The following is a 14,936-nucleotide window of genomic DNA, read 5'->3' on the forward strand; positions in this document are numbered from 1 at the left end:
AGACGCACACCGAGACAACAGCTGTCGCTATGGCGAGCGAGGGCTGCGCCGCAGACCGCCCGCAGGACGGGTGCGCAGCGCGCAGGGGACTTGTTCAGTGTTGCCTTCACCCCAAGTGAGGGACTAGGCAAAGCAGCGCGGGCGCGGTGCAATCGTCGCCACAGGCAGACTGCGGGACGGGGTTCGGCATCTGCTCGCACACCGCCAAGGTGGCCAACATGCACACAATGCCAGACAACAGCGGCCGACGCTCCCTTCTTCTGCGCGACCTCGTGCCGCGACTCGCCGTGCGCGAGCCCAAGCCGGTGCAAACGATGCGCCTGTCCTACCCAGAGTCGACCTGCGCGCCAGCACTTGCCTTGTGGCTTGCTGCGGCAGCCACCATGATGCGCCGTTTGTGCGATGCCAGCCAGGCGCTGCTCGTGCTGCGGCGCGGTAGCGAAGCTGGCCTGCTCACTTGCTCGGCACAGGAGACAGCGGGGCAGGTCGTCGCGCGTGCGCAGGCTGGGGCGTTCGCCCCATTGCCGGTGCGCGACTCGCAAGACATCGACTTGATCTGGCTGGACGACGCCGCACTACAGACTGAGGTGCTTGCCCGCCATCCCCGCGCGCTGCTGCTCGTGCCAGGTGCGATGACGGGGCTGGAACTGACTTCCGCCGCTCCATATCCTGCCTCTTTCCTCGACGCCCTGCTGCGCACCCTGCAGCAGACCGCGCAAGCCATTCAGCTCGATCCGACGCAGCGGGTCGACCAGATCGACCTGCTCGGCGCAGACCAGCGCGCCGCGCTGCTGGCGCTCAACCCGCCGCAGCGCCCGGTGCCCTGCGTTCCGAGTGTGCATGCTCGGTTTGCGCAGATTCTGGCTGCGCAGGCGCAGGCCCCGGCGGTGCGCTGGATCGGCGGGCAGTGGAGCAATGCTCAGCTGCACGCCCAGGCGGGCGGGGTGGCCGCGGCGCTGCAGGCGCATGGGGTTGTCCCCGGCGATGTGGTTGCGCTGGCGCTCGACCGCAGTCCGCAGGCCATTGCTTGCCTGCTCGGCGTGTTGATGGCGGGTGCAGCCTATCTGCCGATCGACCCGCGGTTTCCTGCTGAGCGCGTGGCTTTCATGCTGCGTGACGCCGGCGCGCGGCTGGCCCTGGCGCAGCCCGACACCGCGCATCTGTTTGCTACCGAGCTGCGCACGCTGAATCCGACCGCTCTGCCGCTGTGCGGTGCGCCTGCCGTAGCCGAGGTGGGGCCCGAATCCATTGCCTGCGTGATGTACACCTCGGGCTCCACCGGCGTACCCAAGGGCATTGCCATTGCACACCGCGCCATCCTGCGGCTGGTGGTGGATGCCTGCTTCATGCCGCTGGATACGGGTACGGTGATGCTGCATGCCGCGCCGCTGGGGTTCGATGCCTCCACCCTGGAAATCTGGGGCCCGCTGCTCAACGGAGGCTGCTGCGTGCTGCACGACGAAATCGTGCCGACCGGCCCGGGAATCGCCCACAGCATCTCCAAGCTGGGTGTGAATGCCGCATGGCTGACCGCCGCGCTGTTCAACAGCATCGTCGACGACGATCCGCACTGGTTCGACGGCCTACGCTATCTACTTACCGGCGGTGAGGCGCTATCGGTCGCACATGTGCGCCGGGCGCTGGCCGCGCTGCCGCAGACCACGCTGATCAACGGCTATGGCCCCACCGAATGCACCACCTTCACTGCCACCCATCGCATCGGTCACGATCTGGCGGCAGACGCCCAGACCATCCCGATCGGCCGGCCGATCCAGGACACGCATGTGCTGATCTGCGGCCCCCACGGTGAGCTGCTGCCGCGCGGCATGGTGGGTGAGCTGTGCGTGGGCGGGCGTGGGGTGGCGGACGGCTATCTCAACCGCCCCGAGCTGAGCGCCGAGCGCTTCGTCGCCGATCCGCTGCACCCGGCAGGCAAGCTCTACCGCACCGGCGACCTGGCCTATTGGCGTGAGGACGGCCTGCTGGAATTCGTCGGCCGCGCCGACGGGCAGATCAAGCTGCGCGGCTACCGCATCGAGCTTGGCGAGATCGAGGCGGTGCTCGCCTCGCAGCCCGACGTGCAGGCCTGCGCGGTCGCGGTTCACCAGCACGCCGCACTGGGCACGCAGATCGTCGGCTATGTGGTGCCCCAGCCCGGCGCGGCATGGCAGCCCGAAGCGGCGCTACAGGCACTGGCTGCACGTCTGCCCGACTATATGGTGCCGGCGCAGTTGATGCGGCTGAACCGCCTGCCGCTCACCCCCAACGGCAAACTCGATCGCAAGGCGCTGCCCGCACCAGTGCGGACGACCACGGCCAGCCCCCCGGCGGCATCGGCAGGGCGGGTGCAGGCGGTTGCGGCTGTGTTCGCCGAAGTGCTCGGGCTGGACCGGGTCGAGCCGACCGACAACTTTTTTGCGCTCGGCGGCAATTCCCTGCTGGTGCTGCGCGCACTGGCATTGATGCGTCAGCGCGCTCAGGGCGAACTCGGCGTTGCCGCGTTTTTCGGCGACCCCACGCCACGGGGTATCGCAGCGCAGATCGACGGTGCGACCGACATCGCCACCCACCGGCTGGCCGCAGCAGCCCCTCGCACCGCGTCAGACGCGCCGATTGCCATCATCGGCATGGCCGGGCGCTTTCCCGGCGCACCGAACATCGAGGCTTTCTGGCAGATGCTCGAAGCTGGGCAGGAGGGCATCCGCTTTTTCCACCCGGATGAGATTGACCCCGCCATTCCCGCCGCACTGCGCGCCGACCCGGCCTATGTTCCTGCGCGCGGCGTGCTGCAGGACGTGGCCGACTTCGACGCCGCCTTCTTCGGCATCACGCCGTTGGAGGCTGAGTTGATGGACCCGCAGCAGCGCGTGTTCCTCGAACTGTGCTGGGAGTGCATGGAGCGCGCCGGCCATGTGCCGGGCCAGACCACCACACCGGTGGGTGTGTTTGCCGGCATGTACAACGCCACTTACTTTCAACGCCATGTCAGCGCCCATCCCGACAAGGTGCAACGCCTGGGCGAGTTCCAGGTCATGCTGGCCAACGAGAAAGACTACATCGCCACCCGCACCGCGCATCGGCTGGATCTCACCGGCCCTGCGGTGAGCGTGCATACCGCCTGCTCGACCTCGCTGGTGGCCATCGGCATGGCGGTCGATGCGCTGCGCGCGGGGCATTGCGGCATGGCGCTGGCCGGCGGCTGCGCGATCACCTGCCCGCCCGACAGCGGCTATCTCTCCCAGGAAGGGGCGATGCTCTCGCCCGACGGCCATACCCGCACCTTTGACCTGAACGCGCAAGGCACCGTGTTCTCCGACGGCGCAGCCGTGCTGCTACTCAAGCCGCTGACCGATGCGCTGGCCGATGGCGACACCATCCACGCGGTCATCCGCAGCGTGGCGGTGAACAACGACGGTGGCAACAAGGCCAGCTTCACCGCGCCCAGCCTCGACGGCCAGGCCGCAGCCGCCGCCAGCGCGCTGGCGGCTGCCGGTGTGCAGCCGCAGGACATCGACTATGTCGAGGCGCACGGCACCGCCACGCCACTGGGCGATCCGGTCGAAGTGCAGGCACTCGCCCGCGCGCTGCGCCGCGGCACGGCTCGGACCGACAACTGCCGCATCGGCTCGGTCAAGAGCAATATCGGCCACACCGTGATCGCCGCCGGCGCCACCGGGGTGATCAAGACCGCGCTGGCGCTGCAGCACGAGCGCATTCCCGCCACCCTGCACTACACCGCACCCAACCCCAAGCTCGGACTGGAGGCCACGCCCTTCGTGGTCAACGACCGGCTCACCCCCTGGCCGCGTGGCGCCCGGCCCCGACTGGCTCTGGTCAATAGCGCCGGTGTGGGCGGCACCAATGCCTGCGCCGTGCTCGAGGAAGCGCCACTGCTGCCACCGGGCGACCCGGCATCCGGGCCGCAGGTGCTGCGCCTGTCGGCACGCAGCGGCCCGGCACTGTCGGCCTATGCCGAACGGCTGGCCGCGCACCTGCAGGCCGCGCCACAAACCTCGCTGGCCGACTGCGCCTACACCCTGCGGGTCGGGCGCAGGGCGTTTGCGCACCGCCTGGTCGTGGTCGCCGATGACGCCGCGCAGGCCGCCCAGGCGTTGCGCGATCCTCAGGCGACCCTGCGCGCGCAGCGGCAGGCGCCTGCGACGCCGTCGCCGGTCGCCTTGCTGTTTCCGGGCCAGGGAGCGCAGTATGCCGGCATGGGACGCGTGCTGCACGCGGCGCTGCCTGAATGGGCTCAGGCACTCGATGCCGCACTCGCGGCATTTGCCCCTCACCTGGATGTCGACCTGCGCACGTTGCTGTTCGGCGACGGTCAGGCAGCGCTGGCGCCAACTGCGATCACCCAGCCGGCGCTGTTCTGCATCGAATATGCACTGGCGCAGTGGTGGATGGCCCGCGGGCTGCAGCCGGACCTGCTGATCGGCCACTCGATCGGCGAGTATGTCGCCGCGGTGGTCGCCGGGGTGTTCAGCCTGGACGACGCCGCAGCGCTGGTAGCGCTGCGGGGCCGGTTGATGCAGGCGCAGCCCCCCGGGGCAATGCTGTCGGTGCGCCTGGGCGCCGCGGCGCTGCAGCCCCATCTGGACCGCAGTGTGACACTGGCTGCCGAAAACGGCCCGCAGGCGAGCGTGGCTGCCGGGCCACAAGAGGCGATCGCACGGCTGCAGGCGCGGCTGCAGGATGCCGGCATCGCCTGCCGGTTGCTGCGCACCTCGCACGCCTTTCACAGCCCGCTGATGGACGCCGCGGTCGCCCCGTTCGAAGCCGCCGTACGCGCCGTGTCGCGTCAGCCACCGCAACGCAACATCGTTTCCACCCGCACCGGGCTGGTGCTCACCCCCGAGCAGGCCACCAACCCCGCCTATTGGGCGGCGCAGCTGCGCGAACCGGTGCGTTTCAGCAGCGCGGTGACCACGGCACTGTCGCTGCAGCCGGCGCTGGTCGGCGTCGAATGCGGGCCGCGCAACACCCTGTGCGCCCTGCTGCGCCAGCACAGCCCGGCGCAAGCCAGCGCGCCAGCGGCTGTCGCCAGCCTGGGTGACGCGCCCGAACAGGAACTGCACCAACTCGCCCTTGCCAGCGGCCAGCTGTGGACGCTGGGGCACGACTTGCCCTGGCGAGATGCCGCACAAAAACGCCGACGCATCGTGCTGCCCACTTACCCGTACGAGCGCAAGCGCTATTGGCTCAATGCAGCCCCAGTCGCGCCCCCGCCCCCGCCCTCCCTGACCCAGCCCGCTACCGCCATGACCCCGACCGTCTCACGCCTGCCCGCGCTGATCGCACGCCTGAACGCCCTGTTCGAAGAGGGATCTGGCATTGCACTGGACGACACCGACCCGGCGACTCCGTTCATCGCACTCGGGCTGGATTCGCTGACCCTCACGCAAGCTGCGCTACAGATCAAGAAAGAGTTTGCGCTGCCGATTACCTTCCGTGATCTGATGGAGCGCTTTGGCAGCGTCGACGCGCTGGCGCGGCACATCGACAGCCAACTGCCGCCCGAACCCGCCGCACCGCCCCCCACCCACACGCCGGGCCCGCCCGTCGACGCCGTCATGCCGCGCACGCACTCTGCTCAGCCAGTATCGGATGATGGCCCACTCCAGACGCCCACCGCCTTGAACGTTCCCGCCAATGCATCGTTCGTGCAGCAACTCATCGCGCAGCAGATGCAATTGATGGCGCAGCAGCTCGCGCTGCTCGGTGGTGCGTACACCGCCCGGTCCACGCCGAGCGCCGCTTCCGCTGCAACTCCGCCTGCGGTCCCGCCCGCCGAGGGCGACGGCGAGGGCGCTCCCGTCCGGTACGACGTCAAAAAAGCCTTCGGCGCGATCGCCCGCATCCACACCACACCCACCGGCACACTCAGCAGTCGGCAGCAGGCGCGGCTCGACGCCTTCCTCCGCCGCTACACCGCACGCACGCAGGCGTCCAAGGCCTACACCGCGCGCCACCGCCCGCACTTGGCCGACCCGCGCGTGGTCAATGGCTTTCGCCCGCAACTCAAGGAAATCATCTACCAGATCGTCATCGCCCGCTCCGCTGGCTGCCACATGTGGGATCTGGACGGCAACCAGTATGTCGATGCCCTCAGCGGCTTCGGCATGAGCCTGTTCGGCTGGCAGCCGCAGTTCATCGTCGAGGCGGTACGCAAACAGCTCGACGACGGTTACGACATCGGCCCGCAGCACCCTCTGGCCGGTGAGGTGGCCGAGCTCATCTGCGAGCTCACTGGCGCCGATCGCGCCGCGCTGTGCAACACCGGCTCGGAGGCGGTCATGGGCGCGGTGCGCATCGCCCGCACCGTCACCGGCCGCAGCAAAATCGCCATCTTCACCGGGGCCTATCACGGCATCTTCGACGAAGTCATCGTGCGCGGTACCAGGACTGGCCGCTCCATCCCGGCCGCGCCGGGCATCATGCCCAACACCGCAGAGAACGTGGTCGTGTTCGACTACGGTACCCCCGACACCCTGGCCGCGCTCAAAGACCGCATGGACGAGTTCGCCGCCATCGTGGTCGAGCCCGTACAAAGCCGCCGCCCCGACTTCCAACCGCGCGAATTCCTCCACGCCCTGCGCGAGCTCACCGCGCAGGCCGGCACCCTGCTGATCTTCGACGAAGTGGTCACCGGCTTTCGCTCGCACCCCGGCGGCATCCAGGCGCTGTTCGACATCCGCGCCGATCTGGTGAGCTACGGCAAGGTGGTCGGTGGCGGTTTTCCCATCGGTGTCATCGCTGGCAAGCGGCAATACATGGACGCGCTCGACGGTGGCCAGTGGCAATACGGCGACGACTCCATGCCCACCGTGGGCGTGACCTACTTTGCTGGCACCTTTGTGCGTCATCCGCTGGCGCTGGCGGCGGCCAAAGCCGTGCTGCTGCACCTCAAGGCCGCCGGCCCCGAACTGCAGCAGGTGCTGACCACATCGACCGCAGCGATGGTCGACGAACTCAACGCCTACTGCCGCGAGGCCGGCGCGCCCATCGTGCTCAAGTCCTTCGCCTCAGTGTGGAAGGTCTTTTTCACCGAAGACCACCCCATGCAGGACCTGCTGTTCGCCATGATGCGCGACCGCGGCGTCCATATCCTCGACAACTTCCCCTGCTTCCTCACCACCGCGCACACCCCGCAGGACATCGCGCTCATCAAAACCGCGTTCAAGGAGGCGGTGGCCGAACTGCAGGAAGCCGACTTCCTGCCCCGGCGCGCCGATGCCGCCCTCGCCGCATTCGACGCCAACCGCCCGCCCGTGCCCGGCGCACGCATCGGCAAAGACCCCGGCGGCAATCCCGCCTGGTTCGTCCCCAACCCCGAGCAGCCCGGCAAATACCTCCGTCTGAACGCATGAACATGGACACGCATGCCCCCGCAGCCACAACGGCGGTCGACTATGACCCCTTCGCCGAGTCCGCCCCCGTCGCCCGCGTGGTGCCCACCACCGAGGCGCAACGCGAAATCTGGCTGGCCTGCCAGCTCGGCGGGGAAGCCACGCTGTCGTACAACGAGTCAGTCACTCTCCATCTGCGCGGCGCCACCGATTTGCACCTGCTCGGCGCCGCGGTGCGCCGCCTGACCGAGCGCCACGACGCGCTGCGTGCCACCTTTAGCGCCGATGGCCGGCAGTTGCTCATCGCCGAGCACCTCGCGCTCGACATCCCGCTGGACGATCTGCGCGGGCTCCCGCCAGAGCAACGCGACAGCGCCGTGCGCCAGGCCGCCGAGCGGGCGGTCGCCCAGCCCTTCGATCTGCAGCAGGGGCCGCTGTTTCGCGCCCGGCTGCTGCAACTGGCCGATGATCATGTCGCGCTGCTGCTGAGCGCGCACCACATCGTCTGCGACGGCTGGTCGTTCGGTGTGCTGCTGCGCGAGCTCGGCGCGCTGTACCTGGCCAACCGTGCGCAGGCGCCCGAGCCAGACGCACCCGCGAGCTTCGCCGCCTTTGCCCAGGCGCTGGCCGCACGGCAAGACACCGAGGACCATCGTGCCGACGAGGCATATTGGCTCGAGCAATACACCAGCGTGCCTGCCGTTCTGGAACTGGCCTGCGACCATCCCCGACCTGCCGCGCGGGTGTTCACCTCACGGCGGGCGGACCATGTGCTGCCTGCGCAGCTGGTGGCTGCCGTGCGCCAGCTCGGCGCCCAATCGGGTGTCAGCCTGTTCTCCACACTGCTCTGCACCTTCGCCGTTTTGCTGCAGCGGCTGTCCGGCAATGACGAGGTGGTGGTGGGTGTTCCTGCGGCCGGGCAAACCCTGCCGGGTTTCGACACGGTGGTCGGTCACGGCGTCAATCTGCTGCCCCTGCGCCTGCATCCCGACCTTGCCGCGCCGCTGTCGCAATCGCTGCCAGCGGTGCAGTCGGCCGTGCTCAATGCCTTCGAGCACCAACACTACACCTTCGGCACCCTGCTGCAAAAGCTGCTGATCGAGCGCGATGCATCGCGCGTGCCGCTCGCGCCGGTCATGTTCAATCTAGATCAGGCGCTCGACCTGCGCAGCTTCGGCGAGCTGCAGGTCAGTGTCTCGTCCAACCCGCGCCAGGCCGAGAACTTCGAGCTGTTCGTCAACGCAGCACCGCAGGCCGATGGCAGCTTGCAGCTCGAATGCCAGTATGCCGTCGCCTTGTTCGACCACGCCACCGTGCAGCGCTGGCTGGCGAGCTACGCGGCGCTGCTGGACCGGCTCTGCGCCACACCTGAGCAGCCCCTGGGCGCGATCGACATCCTCACCGATGCAGATCGCCAGCGGCTTGCCCGGATCAATGCCACCGCCTCGCCGCTGCCCCCGGGACTGCTGCTGCACCAGCTTCTGCATGCGCAAGCCGTTCGCACCCCTGAAGCCCCTGCGCAGGTTTGCGCAGAGTCCTCGCTGACCTATGCCCAGCTCTGGGCGCAGGCGTACCGCATCGCCCATGCACTGCGCGCACGCGGCGTGCAGCGCGGCTGCCGCGTGGGCCTGTGCCTGCCCCGCGATGCCGACATGCTGCCCGCCGTGCTCGGCGTGCTAGTTGCGGGCGCGGGCTACGTGCCACTGGATCCGGCCTTTCCCTCCACGCGGCTGGCCGACATGGCCGACGACGCCGACCTCACCCTGCTGATCGCCAAATCGACCACTGCCGAGGCGCTACCCTGGCCGCGTGCACGCAGTCTGTGGCTGGATGCGGACGCCGCCGAAATCGCCGCTCAGCCCGACACGGCGCTTGCGGCAGACGCGCAGCGCGACGCCGCGCCCGACACACTGGCGTACATGATCTACACCTCCGGCTCCACCGGCAAGCCCAAGGGTGTCATGCTGCCGCACCGCGCCGTGGTGAACTTTTTGCTCGCGGTGAGCGACCGGCCTGGCCTGCAGGCTGGCGACATGCTGCTGGCGGTGACCACGCTGTCGTTCGACATTGCCGTGCTCGAACTTATGCTGCCGCTAGCCGTGGGCGCTACGGTACTGCTGGCGACCAGGGAGCAGGCCGCAGACGGCTTTGCCCTGCGCGATCTGCTCGACCGTCACCCGGTCACGACCCTGCAGGCCACGCCGAGCACCTGGCGCCTGCTGCTGGGCGCAAGCTGGCAGGGGCGCCGCCAGCTCAAGGCCCTGGTGGGCGGCGAGCCTCTGCCCACCGATCTTGCCGGGCAGTTGCAGCGCCACTGCGGCGAAGTCTGGAACATGTACGGCCCGACCGAGACCACGGTCTGGTCGACCTGCTGGCGGGTGCAGGACAACGGCGCGGGTATTGCCATCGGCACGCCGCTTGCCAACACCCAGGTCTGGGTGCTCGATCCGCGGGGCAAACCATGCCCCATCGGCGTGCCCGGGGAAATTCACATTGGCGGCGCCGGTGTCGCGCTGGGCTACTGGAAACGCGACGCGCTGACCGCCGAGCGCTTCATTCCCGACCCCTTTTCCGCCGAGCCCGGCGCCCGACTGTACCGCACCGGCGACCGCGGCCGCTGGCGCAACGACGGACAGCTCGAACATCTCGGGCGGCTGGACTTCCAGGTCAAGCTGCGCGGCTTTCGCATCGAGCTGGGCGACATCGAGTCGCACCTGACGCAGCATCCCGGCGTGGCGCAAGCCGTTGCCCTGGTGCGCGAAGACACACCGGGCGATGGGCGGCTGGTTGCCTATGTGGTGACGCCCTACGGGCAGCCTGCGCCCACCACTGCCGAGCTGCGCGCCCACCTGGTTGCCAGCCTGCCAGCCTACATGGTGCCGCAGCATGTCATCGCCCTACGGGGCCTGCCGCTGCTGCCCAACGGCAAGATCGACCGCAAGAAGCTGCCTGCGCCCTTCTCCGCGGGCGCGGCGCTCCAGGCCGAGAGCCGACTGCCGCAGACCGTCACGCAAACGCTGGTTGCAAAGGCAGTGGAACATGTGCTGCACCTGCGCGACCTGACCCTCGATGACGACTTTTTTGCGCTGGGCGGCCATTCGCTGCTGGCCGCCCAGCTGGCCGCACGCCTGCGCGAACAAACCGGCCTAGACCTGCAGATGCATACTGTGTTCGATGCGCCGACCATCGACCGCTTGTCGCAGTGGATCGAAGCCCACGCCCGCGGCGATGCTGCAAAGGCCCAGACCATTGCACACCGCGACGAACAGTCGGTGGCGCCGGCCTCGCTGCAGCAAGGGCGCATCTGGTTCCTCGAACAGCTCGACCCCGGACGCCCCACGCATCACACGCCGTCGGCCCACCGCCTGCGCGGCCCGCTCGATGTAGCCGCACTCGAGCGCGCGGTCAACGCCATGATCGCGCGTCAAGCCGTTCTGCGCAGTGTGATCGTCGAAGAGCATGGCAAACCCGTGCAACTCGTCGCGCCTGCGCTGAATGTGCAGCTGGGCAAGATCCACGATCTCTCGGCCCTGCCGGCCGACGTGCGAGAGGCCGAACTGATGCGGCAATTGCATGCCCGCTGCGCCGAGGTGTTCGATCTGGGCGAATTGCCGCTGTTCAAGCTGGGACTGTATCGCCTGGCGGAGGACGACCATGTGCTGTTTTTCATGCCGCATCACATCATCTGGGATGGCTGGTCCTTCGATCTCATGTACGACGAACTGGCCGCGCTCTACCCGGCGTTTGCGCAGGGCCACACCCCAGACCTGCCGCCACTTCGCCTGACCTACAGCGACTACTGCGCATGGCAGCAGCAATGGCTGCAAACGCCCGAACTCCAGCGTCAGCTGGCGTATTGGCGCGAACGGCTCACCCCCCTGCCCGCGCCACTGGATCTGCCCGCCGACCGGCCACGCCCCAAGCGCATGACCGGCCAGGGCCAGACCCTCTGGTTCGATCAGCCGGCCGACTGGTTCACCCGCCTGCACCAATTCGTGCTGCAACTCGATGCCACGCCCTACATGGCGCTGCTTGCCGCTTTCGCCGCGTTGCTGTGGCGCCAATCTGGCCAGACCGACCTGGTCATCGGCACGCCGGTGCGCGGACGGCCCTCTGTCGATCTGGAAAAGGTGATGGGCTTCTTCGTGAACGCCCTGCCGCTGCGTGTCCGGCCGGATCCGGCGCAGTCGTTTGCATCCCTGGTGCGGCAGGTGCGTGGCGTGGTTCTGGATGCTTTTGCCGCATCCGATGCACCGTTCGAGCAATTGCTGCGTTTGCTCACCCCACCGCGTGACGATGGCCGCACACCGATCTACCAATCTTTCTTCTCCTACCAGGATGTGCGGCAGCGCAACACCCACTGGGGAAGGCTCGCGCAGGAAAATCTCAAGATCTATCCACCCGCCGCGGCAGAGGATGTCCGCCTGTGGTTCCTGAACACCCCCGGCGGTGTGACCGGTGGGCTGACCTACAACAGCGATGTGTTCGATGCCGCTCGTGTGGCCGCATGGCTGGCGCAGTACAGCCAGTTGCTCGCCGATGCGATGGCTCAGCCGTACACGCCTTTGGCCGATCTGCCCGCCTTGCGCGGCGCGACCCGCCCCGCCGCCTCGCCGCCGGAGGCCGCATCAACGACCGCTCCACCCGGGCCATCCGCCCCAACCGCAGCGCAAGCTGACGGCCTGCAAACCGAGACCGAGCGTCAGCTCGCCCGCCTGTGGGCCGAACTGCTTGGCACGCCGCTGGTCGCGCCGCATGATAATTTCTTCGACCTGGGCGGCCACTCCCTGCTGGTGATGCAGGCCCTGTCCCGCATGGAAGCCCAGACCGGCAAGCGCCTCGGGCCGCGACACTACGTGTTCGACTCCTTGCGGCAGATCGCGCTGGAATACGACAACACCCAAGCGACCGCGCCCAGCAGCAAAAAGCGCCTGCTGCAACGCCTGCTCGGGAAAGAGACGAGCCGGTCGACGCAGCAAGCGAGCTGACCCCGCGTGCGGCGAGCCTGTCCAACCCGTTCATCCTTCGGAGTCCACATCATGCAACCTGAGCCACGCGCCGGCGCGCAGCCGCTGCAGATCCGTCCATCCCGCGACATCGATCTGGTGCAGCGCGCGAGCTGCCATACGCCACATTCCTGCACGAGTATGTGCGCAAGAATCGTCCAGTCGTGATTGCCGACTCGGTGCGAGACTGGCCGGCACTGTCGCGCTGGACACCCGGTGACTTTCGCAGGCGATTCGGTGATCCATCCGTACAGGTGTCCTAGGGCCCGTTCATCCGCGACCATCTGCCCGTACTGCTGGCCAAGCTGGCACGCCCCTTCCCCCATGCACCAGCTATTCCCGCACTGCCGCTTCCACGCCGAGGTTGGCGAGCTGGTCGGCCAGTTCGTTTCCCGGGTCGCCGGTGTGGCCGCGCACCCAGACCCAGCGCAGGGTGTGCGGGGCGGCGGCCTGTTCCAGGCGCTGCCACAGGTCGACGTTTTTCACCGGCTTTTTGTCCGCGGTAGTCCAGCCGCGGCGTTTCCAGCCGTCGATCCATTCAGTCATGCCCTTGAGCACATACTGCGAATCGGTGTGCAGCAGCACGCGGCTGGGGCGCTTGAGGGCCTCGAGCGCCTGGATCGCGGCCATCAGTTCCATGCGGTTGTTAGTGGTCTGCGCCTGGCCGCCGTGCAGGGTTTTCTGGTGCGCGCCGCTGCGCAGCACCACGCCCCAGCCGCCGGGGCCGGGGTTGCCCTTGCAGGCGCCGTCGGTGTAGATGATCACTTCGGGGGTGAAATCGGTGGTCATAGGGTAGTTCAGCAGATGGTGGCGCGGCGTTGCGCCAACGGCCGCAGCGCGAGCGCGCGTCGCTTGGCGCGCATCTCGACCTTGCCAACCAGCCGCATCGACGGCACGCGCTTGATCGCAGCGAGAAAGTACACCGCGCCGAACACGGGCCACCAGCGGTCGCCCGCCTTGTCCATGAAGCGCCAACGGTGCAACCACAGCGGCGAGCACAGCGCGGGCCGGTAGCAGCCAAAGCGGCCTTGCGTGACCTCGAAGCTGAGCAGACGCAGCCAGTCGCGCACGCGGTGGGGGGCGAAGAATTCGCCGTGTTGCGGCAGATACCACCCCCCCCCCACCCGTCCGAGCAGCTGGCGCATGCCCCACAGGCTCCAGGAGTTGAATCCGCTGATCACCACTTGCCCGCCGGGCATGAGGACGCGATCGACCTCGCGCAGACAGGCATGCGGGTCATCCACCCATTCCAGAGTGTGCGGCAGCACCACCAGATCGAGCGTCTGCGCGGGAAACGGCAACGCGGTGAAGTCGCACTGCAGATGCTCGGCAGGCGCAGCCTGTGGCTCGGGCGGGGATTCTTGCGGAGGATGTTGCGCGTCGCCGGCGGCCATGCCCGCGGCATCGACCATCGCCGGCTCGGCATAGACCGGCTGGCCGCCGTAATGCTCGGGCAGCAGGCAGGCCGGGCGCACGCTCGCCGGTGGCTGATGCGCCGCCGTCTCGTCGATCGCCAGCCAGCGGTGGGGCATGCGGTTGTTCGCCAGCCCGTGCAGCGCCGGGTTGCCCAATTGCAGCGCGTGATAGCCGAAAATATCGCTCACCACACGGTCGATCTGCGCCTGCTCCCATGCCAATGCATAGCGCCCGGGGGGCGTCTGCAGCCACTGCTGCAGGCTGATCGCGGGCCACAAATCGGAGTCACCATGCATATCGAAGCGCTTGCAGCCTTTCGGGATAACTACATCTGGTTGGTTCGGCCCGAAGCGGACGATCCGCGCACCTTGGTGGTCGATCCGGGAGACGCGGCTCCAGTGATCGATGCCCTCGAACGCGGCGGCCTGGAGCTGCGCGGCATTCTAGTCACCCACCACCACAGCGACCATGTGGGCGGCATCGACGCGCTTCTGCGCTGGAACGCCGGCCGCCACCCCGGTGGGCAGGTGCCGGTGTGGGGACCGGCGGCCGAACGCATCCCTGGCCGCACGCATGCGCTGCACGGCGGCGAGACCTTCGCGCCGCCAGGCTGGACGCAGCGTTTTGCGGTCATCGCCGTGCCCGGCCATACGCTGGGCCATCTCGCCTATTTCGTCTTGTCCCCCGGGCAGGACACGCCGCCTGCGCTGTTTTGCGGCGACACGCTGTTTTCCGCAGGCTGCGGGCGGCTGTTCGAAGGAAGCCCGGCACAAATGCACCAGTCTCTGAACAAACTCTCGCAACTGCCTGAAAATACGACAGTAAATTGTGCACACGAGTACACACTCTCTAATCTACAATTTGCCCGTGCCGTAGACCCCTCGAATCTTCAGGTCGTGGCACACCAGGCCCGGTGTCTGGCCCTGCGCGCGCATGGCCTGCCCACGCTGCCCAGCACCATCGGTCTGGAAAAAAGCATCAATCCGTTCTTGCGCACCGCTCAGCCCGACGTGGTGCAGGCGCTGGAACGGCACAGGGGCCACAAGCCCGCGGACGCGGTTCAGGCACTGGCCTGGCTGCGTGAGTGGAAAAATGATTTCAAGGGGTAAGAACCGATGGGGCAACTGAGACGACTGCGATTTTGGGCTTTGGGTGCAATGGT

At 68.1% G+C, this 14,936-nt stretch carries 6 protein-coding genes; 4 read left to right on the top strand and 2 right to left on the bottom strand.

Annotation, left to right across the window (positions count from 1 at the left end; genetic code table 11):
* The first annotated feature begins 218 nt into the window (after positions 1-218).
* From ACZ47F_RS12970 to ACZ47F_RS12980, 3 genes are all read left to right on the top strand, one after another.
* Complete coding sequence (locus tag ACZ47F_RS12970) at positions 219-7,373, top strand: amino acid adenylation domain-containing protein (protein WP_464925101.1); 7,155 nt, start codon at positions 219-221, stop codon at positions 7,371-7,373.
* 2 nt (positions 7,374-7,375) lie between these two features.
* Positions 7,376-12,340 carry an amino acid adenylation domain-containing protein gene (locus ACZ47F_RS12975; RefSeq protein ID WP_464925102.1) on the top strand — a complete coding sequence of 1,655 codons (4,965 nt, stop codon included), beginning with the start codon at positions 7,376-7,378 and terminating at the stop codon, positions 12,338-12,340.
* 197 nt (positions 12,341-12,537) lie between these two features.
* Positions 12,538-12,621, top strand: coding sequence for a hypothetical protein (locus ACZ47F_RS12980; protein WP_464926644.1), 84 nt, complete (start codon positions 12,538-12,540; stop codon positions 12,619-12,621).
* A 70-nt stretch (positions 12,622-12,691) separates the two neighbouring features.
* Here ACZ47F_RS12980 and rnhA read toward each other — a convergent pair whose 3' ends face one another.
* Positions 12,692-13,147: a ribonuclease HI gene (gene rnhA / locus ACZ47F_RS12985; protein ID WP_464925103.1), complete on the bottom strand. Its 456-nt coding sequence runs from the start codon at positions 13,145-13,147 to the stop codon at positions 12,692-12,694.
* Between the two features lie 8 nt (positions 13,148-13,155).
* On the bottom strand, positions 13,156-14,070 hold the full coding sequence (locus ACZ47F_RS12990; protein ID WP_464925104.1) for a class I SAM-dependent methyltransferase: 915 nt from the start codon (positions 14,068-14,070) through the stop codon (positions 13,156-13,158).
* On the opposite strand from ACZ47F_RS12990, the gene gloB reads away from it, so the two are divergent.
* Positions 14,065-14,883, top strand: a complete 819-nt coding sequence (gloB, locus tag ACZ47F_RS12995) for a hydroxyacylglutathione hydrolase (protein WP_464925105.1) — start codon at positions 14,065-14,067, stop codon at positions 14,881-14,883. The two genes, ACZ47F_RS12990 and gloB, sit on opposite strands and share 6 nt — an antisense overlap.
* Positions 14,884-14,936 lie beyond the last annotated feature (53 nt).

Source organism: Thiomonas islandica, from assembly GCF_055383445.1.